Genomic DNA, 24,003 nt, shown 5'->3' on the forward strand with positions numbered 1-24,003 from the left:
ATTCTCATTATATTAGAAACTACTAATATTTCATGCGATCAATAGCAGAAGACTATCAAGTCAATAGAAATAATTGGCTTTTCCTATCGCTCGCATCTCGATAATATAAGCACATACTAATTAACACATTAACCCAGACTATTGAGGTACAAAACGATGGAAAATTTAGAATCTTCAAACTACGCATTCCCAGGACTAAATGAAAGAGCACCTGAATTCAAAGCAGTCACTACAGATGGCTTAAAAACACTGGATGACTACAAGGGGCGCTGGTTGGTACTATTTTCACATCCAGCCGATTTCACACCGGTGTGCACCACTGAGTTTATGGCCTTTGCTAATCGCGCAGCTGAATTTAAAGACATTAATACTGAATTACTGGGACTTTCAATCGATAGTCATTATTCTCATCTGGCCTGGATACGTAACATAAAGGAAAAATTTGATATTGATGTGCCCTTCCCGATCATTGCCGATCTGGATATGAAGGTAGCTAAATCATATGGAATGATTCACCCGGGTGCAGCAGATACATCTGCAGTACGCGCTACTTTTATTATTGATGATAAAGGTATTTTACGTGCAATGGTCTATTACCCTATGACAAATGGACGCTCTATTGATGAGTTTGTACGCCTTGTAAAAGCCCTGCAAACGTCAGACGAGCATGGCGTTGCAACCCCTGAAGGCTGGCAGCCAGGTGATAAAGTCATTGTGCCTCCACCAGCAACAGCAGATGCGGCTGAAGCACGATTAACTGAAGGTTACGAGTGCACCGACTGGTACTTCTGTAAAAAGCAGCTATAAACCTTTTTAATAAAAACAGTTAACTCAAATTAGAGGGGCTTTAGCCCCTCTAATTTGTTGAGAATGAAAATCAATCTACTGTTATGATATGAAAAAATAAACAGGCTACTATATGAAAACAGTTACTTTACAGGACGCATGGAAAGGAGAGGCAGATTGCCTTAACTGTGCACTCAGAAATACCGTGCTATTTTCCGGCCTGAGTGAAACTGATTTTGAAAAAATACATAAGCCAATCGATCAATTTGTATTGCCTGCTGGCTCCACTCTCTACCATGCTCATGATAACGCCAGTTTCCTCTATACCATCCGCTCGGGTGTGGTTAAATTAACCCAGTATCTCGCTGATGGTAACCAGCGAATTGTCAGGCTGGCATTTGCATCCGATGTTATTGGTCTGGAATCTCTGATTGAGCCACAATACAAACATGATGCGGTGGCACTTCGCGACGTTGAAGTCTGTCGTCTGCCCGCTCCGGTTGTTAACCAGTTAAGTACAGAGAATCAGCTATTACATAAAGAGCTTCTAAACCGCTGGCATCTGGCTTTAAATGAAGCTGATGACTGGATTACACAATTATCAACCGGATCTGCACGACAAAGAATGGCCAATTTGCTTCTTAAACTGGCCGAAAAATATGGTTCAGATGAATGTGAATTATTTACGCGAGAAGATATAGGTTCGATGTTAAGCATTACTACTGAGACCGCCAGCCGTACGATTGCAGAATTCAAACGTAAAGGCCTGATACAAAAGCAGGGAAGCTTATATAAACTGAATAAAGAGCCTCTTTTCGAAATATTATCTGATTGATAATTATCATTGTAGCGCTTGTAGAATACCAATATTATTATTCCCTAATATTCCCTCTCAAGACTACCAGGAGATTACCAATGAAGCGCATCCTGCTCATTGCTACAACTTTAATCCTTTCACCCGCTTACGCTGATAATCAGATAAAAGAGCATGCCGCCAAAAGCAAAACCGTAATTAAAGAGTTTATGGGGCAACTTAAAGGTGAATTACAATCTTCGATGAAAGCCGGTGGCCCAATTAAAACCGTTGATGTTTGCAAGGACAAAGCACCTGTTATCGCCAAAGATCTGTCTGATAAATATGGCTGGAAAGTCGCTAGAACCAGCCTGAAAACACGTAACTCTGCTAATGCTCCCGATGCATGGGAAACTAAAGTTCTACATGAGTTTGAAAAACGCAAGCAAAACGGCGAGAAAGTAAAACCCATGGCCTACTTTGAGATGGTTAATGATAATGGTGTTGAGTCTTTCCGGTTTATGAAAGCCATCCCTACTGGAAAGCCATGCCTGCAGTGCCATGGAGACAATATCAGCCCTGAATTAGCTGCCAAACTCGATGCCAGCTACCCGGAAGATAAAGCCAGAGGTTTTAAACAGGGTGACATTCGCGGTGCATTTACAATCACGCAACCTGTTAATTAATAAGCAAAACCCCTCATATAGGGTATTGTGCTTATTGCTTAACGGGTAGATAGTAATATATTATGGGTACATAGGTAATTATAATATATTCTTCGTTCATAATGAGACCAAGAGGAAAATCTATAACCTGTTGATTTATAAATGATTAAAGACCAGTTATCAATTTTGATAAACAGTATATACGGAATGATATTTTTAAAGTAGCGGAAACCTTAACTACTGGTAGATAAGATATGAATAAATTTAACACGCTTCAATACTCCAGACCTATCCTTTTAGGTAGCATAATCAGTCTGTTATCTGCCTGTGGTTCTGGTGATAGTAGTAATCTTACATCTGGCCGTGGCGGCGCTGCAAACAGCAGCCTATCCCTCGATATTACCGATGCTGCTGTAGATAACGCAGAAGAAGTATGGGTTGAGTTTACCGGTGTAAGTATTCAACCTTCTGAAGATGGTGAAGATCAGAGTACATTAGAATTCACTTTCGCCCCCCCTAAACGTATCAATTTACTTGCTCTGCAAGGAAATAATGTTCAATCATTATTAGATGATGAAATCATCGCCTCCGGATCATATGACTGGATCAGACTTGCAGTAAACGCTGAACAGGATGGTACTCTTGACTCATACATCAAACTTAAAGATGGTAGTGAACATGAATTTTCTATCCCTAGTGGATCTCAGACAGGTTTGAAAATCAATACCGGTTTTGAGCTAACAACCGCTGCCGAGTTTAACTACACTATCGATTTTGATTTACGCAAATCAGTTGTTCTAACCGGTGGTGGTGAATATATATTAAGACCGACTTTACGATTAATTAATAATGCGACTTCAGCAACGATTACCGGCACTGTTGATGCAGCATTATTATCAACTGTAACCGCTGGTTGCTCTGATGATGATCCCGATACAGGCAATGCGGTTTATCTGTTTGAAAACATAGATGCAACTCCAGATGATATAGATAACCAGCCAGAAAATCCGTTTAGCACTTCTCTGGTCACTCTCAATACATCTGGTGAATATGTTTATACTTTAGGGTTCATTCCTGAGGGTGAGTACACAATAAGCTTTACCTGTGAATCAGATCTTGATGACCCTGAAACAGATGATGCTGCTGTTAGTTTCACAGGCACTTCTAATATTACATTAACATCTGGTCAGACTTTAAGTTTCGACTTTTAAATTTTGTTTTAACTCTGATCAGCCAACCATTGTTTAAAACCGTCCACATTGAGTGGATGGGAAAAATGGTAACCCTGCACGCGATCACAGCCCATCTCTTTCAACAGATCAATAACCGACTGACTCTCAACACCTTCAGCAACTACGACAATACCAAGATCATGCGCCATGGTAATGGTTGCAGAAACAATAGGATAATTGTTTGATTCTTTTGTCAGGCCATAAATAAAAGATTTATCTATTTTAAGTTCACTTATAGGAAATTTTTGTAAATATGATAATGATGAATAACCGGTTCCGAAATCATCAATTGAAACAACAATCCCCTTATTATTAAATTTATTTAATATATCAGCTGAACGCGCAGGATTTTTCATAATTGCATTTTCAGTCACTTCAATGAACAGGTTTTTTTCTGGAAAATTAATCGTCTTTAAAATATCATTAATTGATTCAAATAGTGCAGCATCTAATAAGTCAATTGGCGAGACATTAATTGACACATGAAAATCTGCATTTTTTTCAACTATGCTTTCAAACTCATGCAGAGAACTACTAATAGCCCAACGAGTAAGATCGCCAATTAGATTTTCTCTCTCCGCAAGGGGTATAAATTTATCAGGATAGATTAATCCCAGATTAGGGTGATTCCAACGCAGTAATAATTCGCAGCCACAGGTTTCCCCTGTTAATAAACTAATTTTGGGTTGAAAAAATGGTTCAAATAAACCGTTATCTATACTCGATCTAAGATCATTCGTTAACATTAATTTTTCATAATGATCGCTATCCATGTCCGGATGATAAGAGCTAATTTGTAAATTATTATGCTTTGCGTTATACATAGCTACATCAGCCCTTCGCATCAACAGCTCAGGATCGGTTCCATCCAGGGGAAATACTGAAACACCTATACTCGCTCCTACCTTCAAAGAATGATCATTTATTTCAAATACAGGTTCAACGAGTTCAATTATTTTTTTAGCAATTCTTTCAGCCAGTATTTGATTCACATTCATTAATATAAACGAAAACTCATCACCACCTATTCTTGCTACAGTATCCGAATCACGTAGACCGAGCATCATACGATCTGATACAACCTTTAAAACCTCATCACCAACCCCATGCCCCAGTGTATCGTTAATTTCTTTAAATCGATCGAGATCTAATAACAATATTGAAAACTCTTTATTTTCTCTTTCAGAAATAGCAATACTTTGCTCTAATCTGTCATTAAACAGATATCTATTGGGTAAATGGGTTAATTCATCATGAGTCGCTTTGTACTGCATTCTCTCAGCAAGCCCCACCAGTGAACCACGCATTTTTTCAAGATCGTCGGTTAAAAATCTAATTTCTTTTAAACATGATGTATTCGTTAAAGGCAACTCAAGATTACCATCAGCAATCTCTTTTGACTGACTACGCAACAACCTTAATGGCCTATGTATAATTCTTATAATACTTGAGACCAGCACCAGAACAGCAACAAAATAAGCAATTAAAATAATTGCTGTTGTACGCTTTACTGCTTCGTACTCTTCTATAACATTTGTTTCATCAAAACCTAATTTCAACTGTGAAATTTTATCTTTATTATTTTTAAAGTAAACAGGGAAGCTAAGAAAATAGGTATTATCTTCATTCGCATTCACCAATGCATCTTCGACAAATTTCTTGTCTTCTGCATTCGATTCGTTATAAAGATAAGTCGAGTCATTAGAATCAATTAATTCTATATAAACTACGCCATCTCCAAGAGAAGAAGATTCAAGAATTTTTATGATATCAAACTCATCATTAGACAAGTCTTTTGTTGATATAACATCAGATAGCATGCCAGCGACTTCATTATTGTGACCGATGAAACGATCATACGAATGCTCTTTATAAGAATCGAGCAATGTATAATACATAACCGGAAGCAATAAGACATGAATAATAACAATAGAAAGAACAAGATAACCGGATAAACTAAACAGCGAATTTTTAAACCGATTTTTTATATATGACATCACCATAATCGCTGTATCACTTTTATTCCTTTAATATTTTTAACGTTTTCTTCAGACATAAACGTCACATCATTCGGATTATTACGCAAATGCCGAATAAGATTTTTTTCACTATTCACTACCTGTATTTTTTCAGCGCCCTGCCTGAAAATACGTTTTATCAATTTTCTCTTGTAACTTTTCTCTGTCATTCTCATTATTTTATTCAAAAATGACTGATATATTTCACTGTCAGAATTATTAATAACTGGATGCTGGATGCTGCTTACTTTACTAGCTGGCAAACCAAGAAAAAGCTTCCTTACTTCGATAATGCTAATTTTTTTTATATCACTTTCCTCTGACACAACCAGTACACCAGATGACTCTACTGAATACGCATTATTACAATATGATCCAATCATTAAAATAATCAGAATATATTTTATCTTTATTGCAATATTTTTAAATATGACTCTCATTAGATGACAGCCTAAAAAACCATATCCAACGATACAGAGACCAGCTCTGAATCACCTGTTATTTGTATAACCTGTCCTTTATCTATCACTTTGTCATACTGAATTTTCAAAGCCATATTGGTTACTAAATCCCAACGCAAACCAACACTGTTTGTAGAGTGCTCTTCATCACCACCCGCTGCATTAGGATCTTGCTCCAACCTTGAATGTGTTATATGCGGTGTAAACTCTCCAATCTGATATGCAAGGGATAACATAGCCGTATCAACTGAAATATCACTCGATTCTCTTTCATATCGATTAATTTCAGACAAAACACTTAACTGCTCAAAAAACAAATTTGTTGATAAACCAATAAACTGCTGACTTACATCCTGCTCAACCATTACATCATCAATACTTCGATCCAGTTGTCCATGCATGATAGTAAATCGCACATCGAGCCAGTCTTTAGATAACTCAACAACAACACCAAACATATTCTTCCATGTTTCATCAACACTGTTGCCAGACAGGGCACTTAAAAGTTCATTATCTTCAGAGTCCTCCCTACCTGCATATACATTAATCAATGCATCCCATTCACCAATGTTGGGCTCATAAAGCAAACTAAGTCCGTTATAGTTTGTTATCTGCCATGTATAGTTATCACTCGGGGGTCTAATCCAGTTGTAGGTATATGCAATATCAAAATGATCTGAATAATAATAAAGGGGTAAGCGTTTGCGCCCGGCCTGAAGTGTAAGCTCTGAACTCAGAACATAATTAACATAAGCCCAGTCGAGTTCAAGCTCATAATTATTTGCGCCATGACTCACGGCCTGAACAATAAAAGAGGTTTGTGGATTTACTGTTGCTACAAGCTGAACGCCAAGACTGGAATCTGGTGTAAAGGAAATATCTTCATCATAAAAACCGGCTTTGGGATAATCAGCAAGAAAAGATTCACCCGACACCACTTTACCGGCAGCAACTGAGGCAAAACCACTTATTCCTATTTCACCTGCAAACGCATAACCCTTCAATAAAAAAGCCATACAAAACAGATAGATAACGAGCTTTTTAATAACTTTCACTGCAAACCCTAAAAAACTGTTAATGATATTTTTATATTTGTCATTTATTTAATGTATAGCAAAGAATAGAAGCCCTTTTCGATAAAGTCCAGTAAGGATAACCACCAGATTAGCTAGTTTTAAATTAATAGATACACCTGTTAAATCCGGCTCATACCCCCTGCTGGTTTATTTTTAACATCTGTAAAATATTTGAACGCATTTCTTTGCTCAGCAACAATTGAATTCGTTTATCTGCCTTATGAAAAACATCACTGTATTCAATGTTCTCAGTATCATAGACTCGTAAATAATCTATATGAATTAAAGTATCTATAAAATTTGAGATGAGGCGCTTATCAGAAAAATCTGGAGAATTAAGCTCATATATCATGGCTACACGTTGCGCCATCAGGAAGCTCCTCTCAACCAGTTCATTTATTGATATCTGCGCCTCTTCTTTTCTCGATAATAGAGCCAGAGTTAGATAATAAATTTCTAGTATTGGCGATATAACCTTGGCCAATAGATTTAACTGTGAAAACTCAACCGCACCGGAGCCTGGTCGGGTATATACATCTATTTGTTCATTTTTAATCAATAAGCCAAGGTCAGCCATTACATCAAGCACCTCTGACACCTTATCTGCTAACTGATCTTTTTCCCATACAAGAAATAATTCGGATTTCAAAAATGGATATGCCAGAGAAATGAGATTAACGATTTCTTCACGGGTCTGTGAACGTACATTAAAGAAACAACAGGCAATAAGCGAAGGCAGTGCCATTAAATGTAATATATTATTCCGGTAATAAGTCATGGAAACAGAGTGACTACTATCCAGATAAATAATATCGCCTAATGGATGGGTTCGTCGCTTTACCATTTTCAGGTATTCAGCGTGTTCAACCTGCTCTTTACCAGTGCGTGACGTTAATATCACCCTGTCTGAATATTTTATTGATTCAATCAGAGACTTATAAATATCTAACATGCGGAATAAAGCATTTTCATCCATATGCTGTTTAGATGTCGCAAGCAAAACAGTAGAAACCAGATTGATTGAATTTACAATTGCAGCCTGATTGATGTGACTCATAATCTGCTGCGATGCATTATCAACAACATCGCGCAACCACTCAGGGCGTTTTGAGTCACTATAAATTTCATTCGCCCACGAAGCATTCGTATTTTCAAGTAATTGATTTAGAAAAACAGGCTGGCCAAAATTAGTATATACCTTTCCAAAACGACCCCGTATTCTTAACATCGATCGCATAGAACTAAAAAAGGTTTCACTCTTTTTATCTTCACCTGATAATTCGGCCTGATAAGCCTTACTTTCCAGAAGTTTTTCATAACCGATATAAACAGGTATAAAAGCAACGGGTAGTTTTCTATATTTCAGAAAACCTCGAATGGTCATCGCTATCATACCTGGCTTGGGTTTTAGTAAACGACCGGTACGACTACGACCACCTTCTACAAAGTACTCAATTGGCATACCCATTGACACTAATGCCGCAACATATTCAAACATGACCGTTGAATAAAGCTCATTCCCCTTAAAGCTACGCCTTATAAAAAACGCACCTCCACCTCGAAGAATTGAACCGAGTACCGGCATATTTAAATTCTTACCCGCCGCAATATAAGGTATCGCCATGCCTTCCCCGTAAATAACATAAGAAAGTAATAAATAATCTATATGACTTCTATGACAGGGCACATATACAAGTTCGTGAGTTAGCGCCAGATTTTTAAGATTTTCGTTATGTGTAACTTCAATACCTGAATAAAACTTATTCCAGAATGATGTCAGCCCACGCTGCATCAACTGAATAGTTATATTGGTGCAGTTAGCGACTATTTCATTTAAGTATCGTCTTGCCTGCAAGCTTGCTTTATATTCTGAACGATTATCTTCCTTACTTCTTTTAACTATCGCTTTCTGTACATCTGGATTTAAAATTAATTTTCTCACCAGTGTACCCCGGTGAGATACATTCGGGCCTAACGTTGCGCTTTTAAGATTATTTAATTGAGTCGAAAAGGTAAACTGTAATTTATCAATTATTTCATCATTCGATAGATGGCTATACGCACTCCCCCGATAGTTAACTACATTTGTAAAGTTAACCAGTGTATTTCGACCATGAATTAAAATAGTTAAAAGCTTTCTAGTTCGACTTGCCAGCCCCCATGAATCGGCAAACAGCACGGCTAACCAGTGCTTTTGTATTGCAACAGGTCTTCCCCAGAAAACAGTAACGGGCACAAACTGTATTTCCTGCTCCGGATTTTCACGCAAAATTTCAACAATACCTCGCAACATCCTGGAACGTTTGGGCTGCTTTTGTAACCAGGTTCTGAAGGGTTGTCTGGGGGCAATAGTATAAACAGAGTGCCATGACTTTAAATTTTCTGAAGATATGTGATCTATTGGTGATGCTAAACCCTGATTTTCACATTCTGTTTCCAGAACAAGTAAATTAGACCAGGCGCGAGCATCAAGCACATAAACAACCGGTACATCAGGATTTATATTTAACTGCTCAATCTTATTAGGAAGTGTTTCAGCCTTTACAAAAAGATAAAGTACCTTTCTTGCGACAAAGTTAATAGACTTTCTTATATTCATTATTATTTTTATAAATACCTGTTTAAAAATCACTGTTTGCACAGACAAAAAAGAGTAAAGTTACAAAACTCAGGCAGGCTCCATTGATGCTTTTACACACCTTAAAACTTCATAGTCATACTGCCCGTCAAGATGTTCAAATACCGGTTTGAGTTTTTTTGCCTCATCACCCAGCTCTATTATAGCATCCTGAATAAGTTCTATTTCCTGCTGCGAAATAGTGACTACATCACTCAATGCCACATCACCCTGCTGAATTAGTTTAGCCAGGTGATTAACTACTGTTGATTGAGTCAGACTTCGTTGAGTTGCTATAGACTCGGCACTCATCCCACTTTTAAATAATAACAGGGTTTCTACTACTGTATCCGTTTTATCAGCTGAAGCATCACCTTCATAATCACGTATTACCGCTAAAAATTCGTCTGCATAATTCTCCAGCTTAGTAGCACCAACACCACTAATGTTTGCAAACTGATCATGATTCTGTGGCATACGATCCATCATATCAATCAAGGTTGCATCATGAAAAATAACAAAAGGTGGAACGCCCAACTCTTCAGATAAACGTTTTCTCGTGGCGCGTAACTGCTCCCATAACTCATTATTTGAAACAGATACTTTTGAATGTCGTTTTTTCGTTTTACTTTGTAACATCTGTTTTCTTAGATGCAGACTTTCTTCACCTTTTAAAACTGCTCGACAGGTTTCTGTTAATAACAAACTACCATGTCCCTGAATATCTACATTTAAAAGGTTCCTCGCAATTAACTGTCGAAACAGGTTACGCCACTGTTTGGCATTTAATTCATCACCTATGCCAAATACACTTAATTTATTATGTCCGTTATTTATTAAACGTTCAGTTTCTTTTCCGAGTAAAACATCGGTCAGATAAGTCACACCAAAGCGTTGTCCTGTTCGATGCACACAGGACAATGCTTTTTGCGCAGCAACCGTCGCATCCCAGGTTTCTACCGGCGTTAAACAGGTATCACAATTACCACAGGGCTCTTCTAAATGATCACCAAAATATTTTAATAATGATTGTCTTCTACATGAGGTAAGTTCAGCAAAACCTAACATGGAATCAAGTTTGTGCCGCTCTACCCTTTTGTGCGCCTCATCCGCTTCCGATGTTTCCATCATCTGTTTGAGCATAATGACATCTTGCAGCCCATACATCATCCACGCATCAGATGGTTGACCATCACGACCCGCTCGACCGGTTTCCTGATAATAAGCTTCTATACTTTTCGGAAGATTTAAATGCGCAACAAAACGTACATCCGGTTTATCTATACCCATACCAAAAGCAATTGTAGCGACAATAATGACACCATCTTCACTTAAAAAGCGTTGTTGATTTTTCTGTCTGACCTTTTGAGATAAGCCTGCATGATATGGCAGCGCATCAAAACCTTTATCACTTAAAAACTCGGCTGTCTGTTCTACTTTTTTTCGCGACAGACAATAAACGATGCCCGCTTCACCTTCATGCTCATTTAATATAAAACGATAAAGTGCATCTCGCGCTGTACCCTGATTTTCAGTGACCCGATAACAGATATTAGGTCGATCAAAGCCTGATATAAAACATTCAGCACTATGCAATGACAAACGATTGATAATTTCCTGTCGCGTGGTGTCATCGGCCGTTGCAGTCAGGGCTATTCGAGGTATGGCTGGGAAACGCTCATGTAAAACTGAAAGTTTAATATATTCCGGGCGAAAATCATGCCCCCACTGAGAAACACAGTGTGCTTCATCCACTGCAAATAATGCAACGGGCGAGCGCTCTAATAGAGTTAAAAACCGCTCTGTCATTAACCTTTCAGGTGCCACATACAAAAGGTCAATCTCACCATTAAGTAAACGTGTTTCAACTTCCTGAGATTCAAAATGATCCAGTGATGAATTAACAAAGGCAGCTTTGACTCCAAGCTGCTGTAAAGCTGATACCTGATCCTGCATTAATGCAATTAAAGGTGAGACTATAATACCCACACCTTCCCTCGCCATCGCGGGTATCTGATAACACAGTGATTTACCACCGCCAGTGGGCATCAGTACAACGGCATCTTTACCCGATATTACTTGCTCAATGATATTTTTCTGATGGAAACGAAATTCATCATAACCAAAAGTAGACTGCAGGATTTGTAATGCGCGTTCAGACATGTAGGAATTTTCTATATATAAGGTGCTCGAACTTTACTTTGTAGGCCACAATAAGGCCAGTGCTACGATAGCAACTATGACAATTAGTATAATGAGTTCGATTAGCATATGATTTTCTGTCAATAAATTAGATCTGAAACAGGTTTACCCTGTTATGACTTATCTCCATCGGGGATGGACCGCGCTTTTTGCGCTCCGCCCCCTGTTTTGATGCCACCAAGAGTTTTACGGAGTCGGCTCGCTACTCTGTCAGGTCTGAGTGGTATGGGTTAAGGGGACAGGGCTCAAAAAACGAGACCTTTCCCCGATGGAGAAGTACCTAAACAGAATGATTACTCTTTACTGTAATAAACCCCGGGTATCCAGCTTTTCTTCACTTCTCTGGTTTTTTCATGATCCACTTCATCTTCATTTATAAAGGTAAAGTTATTCCAGCCAATTCGTACGATGTCCTTATGTCTGAGTAACTGCTGCTGGTCGATCTTCTGTTCATTAATATAACTACCATTTGTACTGCCCAGATCCTGCAATATAAATTTAAGCACATCCTGCTCATCTTTTAATATATTAATCTGAGCATGCTCTGAACTCACCGCCAGATCATCAATCACCACCTGATTAACACTGGTTCGACCAAATTTCAGCCCTTTATTATCTATTTCGAATCGATTGGCAACCACTCCATCTACCAATTGAATTATTGAAGCCATTTTTAGTCCTTATATAAGTGCATGAATTCGAAACTAAAATCCTAATCTTTTATGCCTTCTCACACAAGTCGGTGATTCTATTCTTTAATGATTTATGTATAATATGCACCGCGTGGAAATTCGGCATCGCTATATCGACATATTCTTATATTGATATTTCACAATATTGATAAGAATCAATCCTAAAATTGATATATATCAGGAAGCGATATGAGACTTCGAATATAATCCCGCGCGTTAATGCGAAAAACTGTCAGAAATTGACTTTGGGCAAGGTATTCAGACAAATGGTCTGATATTTAGTTCAATACACTTTAAAGCGGTTATTCGTATGCAGACCTGATATCAGGAAATTGTAAGTCATTGAAATAATTGGCTTATATATAAGAACACATGTTGATACAAAAATTTTACTGGCTTGCTGAATAAGTAAAAAACAGGCATTAATAGCCTCTACAGACAGTATTTAATAACTTCAACGGTCGTTCTCAAGATAGCAGTATTTTTTTGGTCTATATTAATGCAGTTTATGATTGATTATTGACCGTAATTTCGGGTTGCTGTTCGCAGCATTTAACTCACAGAGGAGACGTTCTCGTGCAAGCTTCGCTTGATCAGAAGTACAACTTTGACATCATTAAATGGTTTACCGTATCAGCGGTTATCTATTTAGTGGTTGGCACCAGCGTTGGTGTTTTAATCGCCTCACAACTGGCCTGGCCGGTTCTGAATTTTGACATTGCCGAATTAACATTCGGTCGTCTACGACCATTACATACTAATGCGGTTATCTTTGCATTTGGTGGTATGTCACTCATGGCTACATCTTACTACTCGGTACAACGTACCTGTGGTGTGCGTATCTGGAGTGATAAATTAGCCTGGTTTGTATTTTGGGGCTGGACGGCAATTATTGTTTCTGCTGTTATTACCTTACCACTTGGTATCACACAGTCTAAAGAATACGCCGAACTAGAATGGCCAATTGACCTTGCTATTGCGGTTGTCTGGGTAGCTTATACCTTGAACTTCGTAATGACACTGGCAACTCGTAAAACTAAACATATATATGTATCAAACTGGTTCTTCCTGTCGATGATGGTAATGATTACTTTATTACACGTTGTTAACAGTCTGGCTGTACCGGTTGATATGTTCAATTCATACTCGGTATTCTCGGGTGTGCAAGATGCGATGATTCAATGGTGGTGGGGACACAATGCGGTTGGTTTCTATCTAACAGCTGGTTTCCTTGGCATTATGTACTACTTCGTTCCTAAGCAGGCAGGTCGCCCTGTTTTCTCATATCGTTTATCAGTTATCCACTTCTGGGCACTGACTTTCGGTTATGTATGGTTAGGCGCTCACCATCTGCAATACACTGCTCTTCCTGACTGGACTGGCTCTGTTGGCGCGGCAATCTCTCTAGCGATGATCATTCCTTCATGGGGTGGTGCTATCAACGGTATGATGACGCTGTCAGGTGCATGGGACAAACTTCGTACTGACTATATCTTACGTTTCCTTATTGTTTCATTAGCGTTCTACGCAATGTCTACATTCGAAGGCCCGGTTATGTCTGCCAAGACAGTTAACGCGCTTTCACATTACACAGACTGGACAGTTGGTCACGTACACTCGGGCGCTTTAGGCTGGGTTGCAATGGTTGCTGCTGGTGCGATTTACCATCTGGTAATGAAACTGTGGAATACAAAAATGTATTCTGAAAGTTTGATCAATGTGCATTTCTGGTTGGCAACAATCGGTACGGTTGTTTACATCATTGCGATGTGGGTATCTGGAATCATGCAGGGTCTGATGTGGCGTGACTACGACGAGTTCGGTACATTAACTTATACGTTCGCAGAATCGGTTGCAGCAATGCACCCTTACTACGCAATGCGTGCAGTGGGTGGAATGATCTACTGGACTGGTGGTGTTGTAATGCTTTACAACATAATTATGACTATTCGCATGGCGACTTCTGAGAAATCAGCTAGTTCTGCTGCGACAGCCACAGCTTAAGGGGGGCTCATATAATGTCTGAAAAGAAAAATCAAACTGGTCCTATTCAGTATAAATTTGAGACTAACGTCGTTGCTATGGTACTGATCACTCTTGGTCTGGTATCTATCGGTGGCCTGGTTGAAATCGTACCGTTGTTTTATCTCGATGAAACAATGGAACACAACCAGCACAAAGAAATTCTCTGGGATCGTCAGGAAGGTCAAACCCTGAATGACTGGCAGGCAGGTGATGGCGTACGCCCTTATACTCCTCTTGAGTTAATGGGTCGTAAAGTCTATCTGCGTGAAGGTTGCTACCTTTGCCACTCTCAGATGATTCGTCCATTCCGTGATGAAAAAGAACGTTATGGTCACTACTCCCTTGCGTCAGAGTCTATTTACGATCACCCATTCCAATGGGGTTCAAAACGTACAGGTCCTGATCTGGCACGTGTTGGTGGTAAATACTCTGATGACTGGCACAAACTTCATCTTGAAGCGCCACGAAGCGTAGTTCCTGAATCTGTTATGCCTAACTATCCATGGTTGGCTGAAAATCCAATTGATGCTGAGCTTACTACGAAGCACATGGAAGTTATGCGCAACATGGTTATCAACCCTGCTCCATATACAGATGCTGATATGGCATCTGTTGCTGCAGAAGTTGAAGGCAAAACAGAGTTGGATGCAATTGTCGATTACCTGCAGGTGTTAGGCACCATGGTTAAGTTCGACGAGAACATAGACTACCGCTAAGGGGAATATACGATGGACATACTCCAAACAGACTGGGCCGCTATGACACTTAATGACTGGGCTGGCCTCATCATTACTGTTGGTGTGTTCTTTTTAATGGTTTGGGCGTATGTTTCTACGTTTAATCCAAAGAACAAAGAGAAATTAGAATCAAAAAGTAGCATGATCTTTGATGAAGATAATGATATGGATGATTTGACCTCAACACATTCGACCTCAACTAAAGGGGACTCAAAGAAATGAGTGACGAAGAAAATAAATTTCCTGGTGAAAATAACACCGGGCACTTCTGGGACGATGATCTACGCGAGTTAGATAACGAGCCACCAACCTGGTGGACTATCGGTTTTCACGCGAGCTGGATTTTTGTAATAGTTTACACACTGCTCTACCCTTCATGGCCAATGATAGATACACATTTCAAAGGCTTGCTGGGCTGGACTTCAATTGCTGAATATAAAGAAGATTTAAAATCAATTGAAAGTGTACGTGCACCTTATGAAAATAAAATAAAAGACATGTCAGCTGCTGATATTTTAGCCGATGACAATCTGTCTAAATATGTAACTGCATCAGGCAAAGTTCTGTTCGGTGATAACTGTTCAGCCTGTCATGGTGCGGGTGGTCAGGGCAACGTTGGTTTCCCTGTACTTGCTGATGATGACTGGTTATATGGTGGCACAATTACTGACATTGAAACTTCAATCAATGTTGGACGTCAGGGCATTATGCCGGGTCATGCTGCAATGCTTGATGATGAGAAAATTGATGCACTTTCAACGTCTATTTTTGAAGGAAAAGCAGTTGAAAACGCTTCATATACAGAAGCAGGTTGTATTGGTTGTCATGGTGCAGACGGTAAAGGCCTGTCATTTATGGGCTCAGCTAATCTGGTTGATGGTATCTATCGTTTTACTGCGGCAGATCAACTTTCCAGCATTAAACACACTATAAAATATGGTGTAAATAATCCAGCTGATTCTCAAAGTCGTATTGCGGTTATGCCAGCATTTGGTGGCGCTAAATTATCCGACACCGAGATTAAAAAGTTAGCTGTTTATGTACATAAACTAGGCGGTGGTCAATAAGCTATTAAGCGAATAACTACTGCCCATTTAAATATAAAAATACCTGAGGAGGTATATGATGGATGCGGTAGTTATTGGTTCAATCGGTGCTGTAGTGTTGAGTATTGTTGTGTTTATCGGTTTCCTTGGATACTGGCTACGCAAAATAATTAATCACCCGCCCAGTCATGATTGAGCGCTAGTTGATCATTAAATAACGAAAGGGGCTTTTGCCCCTTTCGTTATTTTTACGCTTTTAAAATTACATAGTTTAAATATGAATTTTCTCTTAGATTTTAAGATTACTTATCTTGTAAATTGATAATTATTATAGTGATAATATTTTTTTATCTTCATAATCAATCATGTGAAAATAAAAAAGTAAGACACGAAAACAGGCAATAAATTAAGCGTCATCCTCACGTAGTTTCACATAGGATTCCGATAACAATAGCTGGTATTTTAAAATACAGAAACACCAACTCAATCGCGGAAAATGACGATGCATATTTTTAAGTGATGGGACATCACAATAAGATTAAAAAAACAGCGCCATACAAAGATACACATGATGTTATTAAGATATAAACTGTGCGGAGAAACGAGTGGACGTTAAAGTCTCAAAAGAAAACACTGATTGCGAAAAAAGCGCGGCAGAATTATACGAAGAAGCCGATCACTGGCATGTTAATACCGGTGATGAAATTATTCATGCGAAGCGTATGGGTGGTAAATTTCGAGACCTTAAATTAAAAGCTGCGGCTACGTGGTTAATATTTTTTCTTGGCCCCTACCTTCGCTGGGATGGCTCACAGGCTGTTTTATTTGATATCCCTAATCGTAAATTTCAAATATTTGATATTACTATCCTGCCACAGGATGTGTGGTTACTTGCATTAATATTATTATTCTTTGCTATCTTACTTGCTGCCATTACCTCGGTTGCGGGGCGTGTATTTTGTGGCTATTTCTGTTTTCAGACAATATGGACAGATGCATTTACAAAAATAGAAGAATTACTCGAAGGCTCACCAGCTAAACGACGCAAACTGGATAAAGCCCCCTGGGATGCTCGAAAAATTCGTATTAAAGTCATTAAACATAGTGCATGGCTTTCAATCGGTTTTCTCACCGGTTTTTCATTCTCTGCCTGGTTCACTGATGCATATCAGTTATGGATTGATGTATTAACATTACAGGCCAGTGTATTTATATATGTTATGTTACTGGTATTCACTCTAGGCACTTATGTACTCGCTGGATTTATGCGTGAGCAGGCCTGTTTCTGGTTATGCCCATATGCACGTATTCAGGGCGTAATGTATGATACTGAAACTATTTTACCTACCTACGACATTGCTCGTGGCGAACCCCGCGGAAAACTGACAAAAGGCAATGTAGTTGAGGGTAACGGAGACTGTATTTCCTGCAATCAATGCGTAGCCGTATGCCCTACCGGCATTGATATTCGTGGCGGCCAACAGGAAGGCTGTATCACCTGTGGTTTATGTCTTGATGCATGTGACTCAGTGATGGATAAAATCGGCAAACCCCGTGGTTTGATACGTTATGCATCAATGAATGAAATGAAAGGCATAGAAGTCAAACCTTTACATAAACGACCACGCGTATTAATTTATTTAGGTATTATTGCATTTGCTGTGACTGGCCTTTTATATGGTTTAACTCACCTTGGCACATTTGACCTGAAAGTAATACATGAACGCCAACCACTCTTTGTACAAATGAGTAGTGGTGACTTTCAAAACAAATATGAATTAAAAATTCTGAATAAAACTGATAAAGTAATGAATGTCAGCATTTCAGTAACCGGTACCGATAATATTACAACCAAGGGCATTCGTGAAAAAATGTCACTGGCACCCAGTAAACTTACATCGTTTACAGTCTTTTTATCAATTCCTAAAAAGGATTTGAAAAAGTCACGAACACCTGTTTACTTTACGATTGATTCGTATGAAGAATTTGATGATTCAACCGAATATCAAAGTATGTTCTACGGCCCTAAATATTTAGATTAAAGATCTGGTAACACATGAGCGAATTAAGTATGAATAAAGATTCTTACCCCCATAAGATATCACAGGACAACCCTAAAGGTTTGAAGAACCCCTGGGTTTTAGGCTGGCTGGCATTAGTGGCTGTTGTACTGGTAGTAAACATTGGTTTTATCAGCCTGGCTTTTATTACCAACCCCGGTCTGGTTGATGAAGATTATTATGAAAACGCTGAAGACTATGAAGAAAATCTGGTTAAGTATCGCACTGCACGTGCAGCACTTGGCTGGACATATCAGGCTGCATTTCCAAACAATCCTGTAATCAATAAGAAAACACCTTATCGATTAACCATAGTTGATAAAGCAGGACTGCCGCTAACCGCTGCAAAAGTAAAACTAATTGCCTATCGCCCTTCAGATGCTTCCGCAGATTTTGAAATCGCGCTATCGGAAGTTGATGCAGGCATATATGAAGCTGATGTCACATACTCATTGAAGGGTATCTGGGAAATCACTACTGTTATTGAGCGTGAAGACAGTAAATATGACTTTAAGAGACGCGCTAGTATTGTGACTGAATAAACCATATCATGTCATGCTGAGTGAAGCCGAATAATCTGCTTTCATACTCATACCTGCCACTTTGCGATACCAGACCCTTCGGCTTCGCTCAGCATGACAGATTAAATAATACTTAATGCAAAACACCTCCTCACAAAACTCATCATGCTTCCACTGCGGTCTGCCCGTAGATGATAACAACCGTGTAGAAAAAATTATTCAGAAAAAGAGCCAGCAATTTTGTTGTCACGGCTGTAGCTCAGTTTGTGAAATGATTTACGACTCTGGTCTGGAAGGATTTTACCAACGCACACCTGATGGGCAGTTACTCGCCCCTCCTCCTGAGCCTCCTCAGGAAACCCAACTTTACGACATCGATGAAATACAAAGCGAATTTGTGCACGACCATGGGGATGGCACGGGAAATGCTCTGGGTAATATTCGTGATATGCATTTAATCGTTGAAGGCATTCACTGCTCAGCCTGTGTCTGGTTAATTGAACGAAGTCTGGCAAAACAACCGGGCATTATCGATGTAAAAGTAAATCTGGCGAATAAACGTTTAATGGTTCGTTGGGATAACTCACAAAACAAAATTTCATCTATTATTGAATTTCTTGGCAGCATTGGATATTCCGCAACACCATTTAACCCGGAAACGGCTGAAGGCACAATTAAGAAACAGAATCGCGCTCTGTTATTACGTATGGCTTTCGCTGCATTTAGCATGATGAATCTGTTATGGATTTCAATTGCATTATATAGCGGTGCAGATGAAGGTGAGTATAAATCCCTATTCCACTGGATCGGTTTTATTCTCGCCACACCTACCCTGCTTTATTCCGGCTGGCCATTTATCAAAGGTGCCTGGACCAGTTTTAAAAATCTGAATCTCACCATGGATGTGCCTATCGCTATTGGTGCAACCGCCACATACAGTTACTCTGTTTTTGTAACAATCGCACACTCTATGGGCCAGAGCAGCGTGGGTGAGGTTTATTACGATACGGTTGTGAATTTTATTTTCGTAATTCTTGTCGGGCGTTTCCTGGAAGCAAAATCAAAACGACATGCTGTTTCAGCCACTCAACGTTTAATGGACTTACAACCTCGAGTTGCACATGTTCTACGTGATAATGAAACCCATATTGTACCTATACGAAGCATACAGAAAGATGAGTTAATTTTAATTAAACCCGGTGAAAAAGTACCGGTTGACGGGATTATTACATCAGGCTCTTCATCAGTAGACGAAGCTTTATTAAGCGGTGAATCAGCACCGGTTAAAAAACAGGCCAGAGATATTTTATCCGCTGGCACTGTAAATATAGAAAATGCCTTAACCGTTAAAGTAACTGCAATACTACGAAACACATCACTGGGAAAAATTATTAGTCTGGTTGAAGAAGCCCAGGCCAGTAAAGCCCCTATTCAATGCATTGCTGATCAAATTGTTCCCTGGTTTGTAGCCATTACTTTATTACTCGCAAGTTTAACTTTTATTTACTGGTTTAATGACGGCATTGAATACGCCCTGTTAGCAGCCACATCCGTATTAATTATTACCTGCCCCTGCGCATTTGGTTTGGCCACACCTATGTCTATTGCTGTTGCTTCTGGTTTAGCCGCACGTAATGGCCTGTTAATTAAAAACGGTGCTGTCCTTGAATATTTATCTGATGTGCAACATTTTGTCTTTGATAAAACCGGTACATTAACCGAAGGAAAAATGCGGGTAAAAGCAATCATTACTGATATGAATATTTCAACTAATGATAAACAGGCCATATTAGAAAAAGTAGCTCACCTTGAAAGCCTCTCGGAGCACTCCATTGCCAGCGCTATTTTAAATTATGCCGAAGACAACAACATAACCCCTGATTCACAAAGAGTTAAAAATGTTATCAATAAACCCGGTTATGGAATTAGTGGCGAAATTGATCAACAGTTAATAATGGTTGGCACAACAAAGTTATTAGAAACACATAACATTAAACTCAATACTGATTATTTAGATCAGTCTTCGGATAAGGAAGTAACGGGTATTAGTTGCGTACACATTGCCATTGATAATAAACATATCGGCTTTATAACGATAGCGGATCAACTAAGATCCGATGCTAAAAGCCTCATTTCTAATCTACGAAATTCAGGCATAGAGTTAACGTTACTTAGCGGTGATAAACAGGCGGTAGCTGAAGCAGTTGCAAATGATCTGGGCGGCATGAATGTAATAGCTGAAGTTTTACCCGGTGAAAAAGATAAAGTAATACAAAACCTGCAAAATCAGGGGCAACACGTAGCAATGATTGGAGATGGTGTAAATGATGCTCCTGCATTGATTCGTGCCGATGTAGGCATTGCTATTGGCTCTGGCACTGATGTATCCATGGAGAGTGCTGACATCGTATTACTCAGTAACGAACTGGATAAAATTCGCCTTGCTGCTGACCTGTCTAAACGAACGCTACGCACCATTCGGCAGAATATCAGCATGTCCATTGCATATAATATTATAATGGTACCACTGGCAATGATGGCATTTGTAACCCCGTTATTTGCCGCCATTGCGATGCCCATTAGCTCTTTAGCCGTTATTGGTAATGCATCCAGGATAAGAACACTTTTTAAAAATACAGATTAATATTGAGATAGTTATGGACGTAATTTACGGTTTAATACCTTTAATGATAGGCCTGGGCTTAATAGGTGTAGTGATTTTTATCTGGTCTGTGAAAAGCGGTCAATATGAAGATCTTGAAGGCGATGCAAACCGAATTTTAATGGATGATGATGATCCATTACTGCCTGATAGCCACTCAAAAAAGACACCGGATAATCAGGAGGAAAACCAGGAAGAAAAATAGATGCTTTTTATATTAAAGCGTAATATTAATTTCCTGTGTGTTTATTTAGCTATTATTCGCTAAGCACCCATTTTCGAGCATCTTCAATAGCTGGAAATATTTCACATTCAAATAGTTTACCTAACATTTGATCACGATAACCATTTGCTAAAGCAATAAGCGGTTCCTGATTTACAACCAGTGCGATTTTAAGCTTACCTTTCGAAAACGATATCATTTCATCCGTAACTGCATACGCTTTTGTGTGGGCTGTTTCGATTGAATAACCGGTTACCCCTAAGAAGTCATTAATAATATATTTGATATCATTAAATTCAGGACTAGAGTGCAATTCAAAGTTTGCTTCTAAAATTTCATCTCCATTTATTTCACCTGTGAATTCCCTATAAAGACCTTCAGTTTCCCATGTGTTTTTATGTGGCATCACATTTACTTCTATAATTACGATTACTGGTTCCCATTATATAATGCTTACTTAAATAACAGAACTTTTTTGAACTCACTTAAACTGCAGATTAAACATCAAACCTTCAGTTCGCTTCATTTTCAACATGCTCGGCAAAACCCGCACCCGCTTCTGTATATATATTAAATACCGCCGTTGCACCTGCTTTTTCCAATAAAACTGTCTCATCCGGATACCGGGCTATTGCTGTCACTCTCCCTGTAAAAGAAATCTTGCATAACTGCTCTAATGCATCAAGGTTAGCCTGAAGGTTAGGCAATGCCAGCATAACAAGATCGATATGATGATTCTTTTCAACTGTTTCCCAGAAATCTGCATCACTCGGATCACCATACAGAGCATTCTGTCCTGACAACTGATGCTTTTTGACTTTATCGGCATCAAAATCAATGCCGACGACGGTATCACCATGCAATTCGCGCATTTTGTTATAAGCCCCATTACCAACTCTGCCCATACCAAAAATGGCGATAGTGGCACCGAGAGTGTCCAGCAACTGATCGTCTGACAGCCTCTCCTTGCGTTGAAACTTTAATAAAGAGCCTCTAAACCTACTGTAAATTTTGTCATCAATTGCATTTAGAGGCGCAGATATAATAAAAGACGCGGATAACGCAATAGCAATAATCACCAGCCACTCTGCACTTATCCAACCATTTGTTACACCAATCGCAGCGACAATAAGACCAAATTCACTGTAGTTAGTCAGATTAAGGGTTGCCAGTAAAGAAGTTCGTGCACGTAGTCTAAAGCGGGTCATAAAAGCAAAAAATAGAGCCGATTTTATAAACATAAAGGGTACGAGCAATAAACCAATCATGAGCGCTTCAAGCGTTAACAGGCCGGACATACCTATAGAAAGAAAAAAACCAACCAGGAACAGATCTTTAAAACCTAGCATCGATTTGGCTAACTCATTTGTTTTAGGATGAGTAGAAATCAAAACCCCCATAATTAACGCACCTAAATCATCTTTTACGCCACCCAGCTCAAATAACTCTGCCCCACCTAACGCCAGCACGAGACCATATAAAATAAGTAACTCGCCATGCCCTGTCTTCTGTAAAAAATGATGAAATATTGGACGAGCTGGAATGAGTAGAAATAACAACAAAGCCCAGGGGGAAGGAATTTTACCGGTAGACGCGGCCAGAAAAATAACCGCTGCCAGATCTTGCATAACCAGAATACCGATTGCGATACGCCCATGTAGTGATTGCATTTCACCTTTTTCTTCCAGTGACTTAACAACAAAAACGGTACTGGAAAAACTCAATGCAAAAGCAAGCATTAATGAAAGCCTGAAATCCAGGCCACTAAACAGTGATACATTCATTATTGCCAGAATGAAAATAGCAGTACCAAAAACTGCAAGAATTGTAGATATATGGAGTACGGTGACTGCCCAGACCTGACGCCGTATCAACACTTTCAGGTTTAATTTTAAACCAACCGTAAAGAGTAATAGCGTGATTCCAAGATCAGCCAGTTTCTGCAGCGTTTCACCACTTGTGAACCCCATATAATTGAGCACAAAGCCAGTGAGCAGAAAACCAACCATCGGTGGCAGATTAATTACTTTCGCCAGATAACCTAGAAGAAAAGCCAGAGAGATCCAGCTAACATCACCTAGTGCGATTGCAACCCATTCAAAATCCATGGATTATTTCCCGTTTATTTTTAAATTAAATATACACCATCAATAAAGCACAGAGTTCAGTTGACATTCTTGCTTTAGA

20 protein-coding genes are annotated in these 24,003 nt (G+C 39.1%); 12 read left to right on the forward strand and 8 right to left on the reverse strand.

What is annotated here, in order from left to right:
• Positions 1–156 precede the first annotated feature (156 nt).
• From DIZ80_00775 to DIZ80_00790, 4 genes are all read left to right on the forward strand, one after another.
• Positions 157–807, forward strand: coding sequence for a peroxiredoxin (locus DIZ80_00775; protein RDH86037.1), 651 nt, complete (start codon positions 157–159; stop codon positions 805–807).
• Positions 808–919: 112 nt separating this feature from the next.
• A complete protein-coding gene (locus DIZ80_00780; protein ID RDH86038.1) occupies positions 920–1,621 on the forward strand; it encodes a Crp/Fnr family transcriptional regulator in 702 nt (233 codons plus the stop codon).
• 80 nt (positions 1,622–1,701) lie between these two features.
• On the forward strand, positions 1,702–2,265 hold the full coding sequence (locus DIZ80_00785) for a glutamate synthase (protein RDH86039.1): 564 nt from the start codon (positions 1,702–1,704) through the stop codon (positions 2,263–2,265).
• A 233-nt stretch (positions 2,266–2,498) separates the two neighbouring features.
• Positions 2,499–3,455 carry a hypothetical protein gene (locus DIZ80_00790; protein RDH86040.1) on the forward strand — a complete coding sequence of 319 codons (957 nt, stop codon included), beginning with the start codon at positions 2,499–2,501 and terminating at the stop codon, positions 3,453–3,455.
• Positions 3,456–3,463: 8 nt separating this feature from the next.
• Here the strand turns inward: DIZ80_00790 and DIZ80_00795 are convergent, their stop codons facing one another.
• The 6 genes from DIZ80_00795 to DIZ80_00820 form a co-directional block, all read right to left on the reverse strand.
• The gene (locus tag DIZ80_00795) at positions 3,464–5,479 is read right to left on the reverse strand and encodes a hypothetical protein (GenBank protein RDH86041.1); all 2,016 of its coding nucleotides are present in this window, start codon (positions 5,477–5,479) and stop codon (positions 3,464–3,466) included.
• On the reverse strand, positions 5,473–5,934 hold the full coding sequence (locus tag DIZ80_00800) for a hypothetical protein (protein RDH86042.1): 462 nt from the start codon (positions 5,932–5,934) through the stop codon (positions 5,473–5,475). The genes DIZ80_00795 and DIZ80_00800 overlap by 7 nt, the downstream gene beginning before the upstream one ends.
• 11 nt (positions 5,935–5,945) lie before the next feature.
• A complete protein-coding gene (locus DIZ80_00805) occupies positions 5,946–7,010 on the reverse strand; it encodes a porin (protein RDH86043.1) in 1,065 nt (354 codons plus the stop codon).
• A 151-nt stretch (positions 7,011–7,161) separates the two neighbouring features.
• The gene (locus DIZ80_00810) at positions 7,162–9,630 is read right to left on the reverse strand and encodes a glycerol-3-phosphate 1-O-acyltransferase (GenBank protein RDH86044.1); all 2,469 of its coding nucleotides are present in this window, start codon (positions 9,628–9,630) and stop codon (positions 7,162–7,164) included.
• A gap of 69 nt (positions 9,631–9,699) precedes the next feature.
• Positions 9,700–11,811 (reverse strand): DNA helicase RecQ, encoded by a 2,112-nt coding sequence (gene recQ, locus DIZ80_00815; GenBank protein RDH86045.1) that lies wholly within the window; start codon positions 11,809–11,811, stop codon positions 9,700–9,702.
• Between the two features lie 332 nt (positions 11,812–12,143).
• A complete protein-coding gene (locus DIZ80_00820; GenBank protein RDH86046.1) occupies positions 12,144–12,521 on the reverse strand; it encodes an FHA domain-containing protein in 378 nt (125 codons plus the stop codon).
• 597 nt (positions 12,522–13,118) lie between these two features.
• Here DIZ80_00820 and ccoN point away from each other — a divergent pair.
• The 8 genes from ccoN (at position 13,119) to ccoS (ending at position 21,798) form a co-directional block, all read left to right on the forward strand.
• Positions 13,119–14,546, forward strand: coding sequence for a cytochrome-c oxidase, cbb3-type subunit I (gene ccoN, locus DIZ80_00825; GenBank protein ID RDH86047.1), 1,428 nt, complete (start codon positions 13,119–13,121; stop codon positions 14,544–14,546).
• A 14-nt stretch (positions 14,547–14,560) separates the two neighbouring features.
• Positions 14,561–15,283 carry a cytochrome-c oxidase, cbb3-type subunit II gene (gene ccoO, locus DIZ80_00830; protein RDH86048.1) on the forward strand — a complete coding sequence of 241 codons (723 nt, stop codon included), beginning with the start codon at positions 14,561–14,563 and terminating at the stop codon, positions 15,281–15,283.
• Positions 15,284–15,295: 12 nt separating this feature from the next.
• The gene (locus DIZ80_00835; GenBank protein RDH86049.1) at positions 15,296–15,526 is read left to right on the forward strand and encodes a CcoQ/FixQ family Cbb3-type cytochrome c oxidase assembly chaperone; all 231 of its coding nucleotides are present in this window, start codon (positions 15,296–15,298) and stop codon (positions 15,524–15,526) included.
• Positions 15,523–16,371 (forward strand): cytochrome-c oxidase, cbb3-type subunit III, encoded by an 849-nt coding sequence (gene ccoP, locus DIZ80_00840; protein RDH86050.1) that lies wholly within the window; start codon positions 15,523–15,525, stop codon positions 16,369–16,371. Before DIZ80_00835 ends, ccoP begins: the two co-directional genes overlap by 4 nt.
• Positions 16,372–17,072: 701 nt before the next feature.
• Entirely contained in the window at positions 17,073–18,392 is a 1,320-nt protein-coding gene (gene ccoG / locus DIZ80_00845) for a cytochrome c oxidase accessory protein CcoG (GenBank protein RDH86158.1), read from the forward strand.
• Between the two features lie 14 nt (positions 18,393–18,406).
• On the forward strand, positions 18,407–18,952 hold the full coding sequence (locus tag DIZ80_00850) for a hypothetical protein (protein RDH86051.1): 546 nt from the start codon (positions 18,407–18,409) through the stop codon (positions 18,950–18,952).
• A 115-nt stretch (positions 18,953–19,067) separates the two neighbouring features.
• Positions 19,068–21,575, forward strand: coding sequence for a heavy metal translocating P-type ATPase (locus DIZ80_00855; protein ID RDH86052.1), 2,508 nt, complete (start codon positions 19,068–19,070; stop codon positions 21,573–21,575).
• Positions 21,576–21,588: 13 nt separating this feature from the next.
• Positions 21,589–21,798, forward strand: a complete 210-nt coding sequence (gene ccoS, locus DIZ80_00860; protein ID RDH86053.1) for a cbb3-type cytochrome oxidase assembly protein CcoS — start codon at positions 21,589–21,591, stop codon at positions 21,796–21,798.
• 52 nt (positions 21,799–21,850) lie between these two features.
• Here ccoS and DIZ80_00865 read toward each other — a convergent pair whose 3' ends face one another.
• Entirely contained in the window at positions 21,851–22,222 is a 372-nt protein-coding gene (locus DIZ80_00865) for a hypothetical protein (protein ID RDH86054.1), read from the reverse strand.
• Positions 22,223–22,328: 106 nt separating this feature from the next.
• Complete coding sequence (locus DIZ80_00870; protein RDH86055.1) at positions 22,329–23,924, reverse strand: potassium transporter Kef; 1,596 nt, start codon at positions 23,922–23,924, stop codon at positions 22,329–22,331.
• Positions 23,925–24,003 lie beyond the last annotated feature (79 nt).

The sequence above is a fragment of the endosymbiont of Galathealinum brachiosum genome (assembly GCA_003349885.1).
In the GTDB taxonomy this organism is placed as follows: Bacteria; Pseudomonadota; Gammaproteobacteria; order SZUA-229; family SZUA-229; genus SZUA-229.

Bases quoted from the DNA above. Each gene is read 5' to 3' on its own strand.
- DIZ80_00855 (RDH86052.1), top strand. From the start codon at position 19,068: ATGCAAAACACCTCCTCACAAAACTCATCATGCTTCCACTGCGGTCTG.
- ccoG (RDH86158.1), top strand. From the start codon at position 17,073: ATGGGTGGTAAATTTCGAGACCTTAAATTAAAAGCTGCGGCTACGTGG.
- DIZ80_00780 (RDH86038.1), top strand. From the start codon at position 920: ATGAAAACAGTTACTTTACAGGACGCATGGAAAGGAGAGGCAGATTGC.
- recQ (RDH86045.1), bottom strand. From the start codon at position 11,811: ATGTCTGAACGCGCATTACAAATCCTGCAGTCTACTTTTGGTTATGAT.
- DIZ80_00810 (RDH86044.1), bottom strand. From the start codon at position 9,630: ATGAATATAAGAAAGTCTATTAACTTTGTCGCAAGAAAGGTACTTTAT.
- DIZ80_00795 (RDH86041.1), bottom strand. From the start codon at position 5,479: ATGGTGATGTCATATATAAAAAATCGGTTTAAAAATTCGCTGTTTAGT.
- DIZ80_00800 (RDH86042.1), bottom strand. From the start codon at position 5,934: ATGAGAGTCATATTTAAAAATATTGCAATAAAGATAAAATATATTCTG.
- DIZ80_00790 (RDH86040.1), top strand. From the start codon at position 2,499: ATGAATAAATTTAACACGCTTCAATACTCCAGACCTATCCTTTTAGGT.
- DIZ80_00870 (RDH86055.1), bottom strand. From the start codon at position 23,924: ATGGATTTTGAATGGGTTGCAATCGCACTAGGTGATGTTAGCTGGATC.
- DIZ80_00775 (RDH86037.1), top strand. From the start codon at position 157: ATGGAAAATTTAGAATCTTCAAACTACGCATTCCCAGGACTAAATGAA.
- DIZ80_00835 (RDH86049.1), top strand. From the start codon at position 15,296: ATGGACATACTCCAAACAGACTGGGCCGCTATGACACTTAATGACTGG.
- ccoP (RDH86050.1), top strand. From the start codon at position 15,523: ATGAGTGACGAAGAAAATAAATTTCCTGGTGAAAATAACACCGGGCAC.
- DIZ80_00820 (RDH86046.1), bottom strand. From the start codon at position 12,521: ATGGCTTCAATAATTCAATTGGTAGATGGAGTGGTTGCCAATCGATTC.
- DIZ80_00865 (RDH86054.1), bottom strand. From the start codon at position 22,222: ATGCCACATAAAAACACATGGGAAACTGAAGGTCTTTATAGGGAATTC.
- ccoS (RDH86053.1), top strand. From the start codon at position 21,589: ATGGACGTAATTTACGGTTTAATACCTTTAATGATAGGCCTGGGCTTA.
- DIZ80_00850 (RDH86051.1), top strand. From the start codon at position 18,407: ATGAGCGAATTAAGTATGAATAAAGATTCTTACCCCCATAAGATATCA.
- ccoO (RDH86048.1), top strand. From the start codon at position 14,561: ATGTCTGAAAAGAAAAATCAAACTGGTCCTATTCAGTATAAATTTGAG.
- DIZ80_00785 (RDH86039.1), top strand. From the start codon at position 1,702: ATGAAGCGCATCCTGCTCATTGCTACAACTTTAATCCTTTCACCCGCT.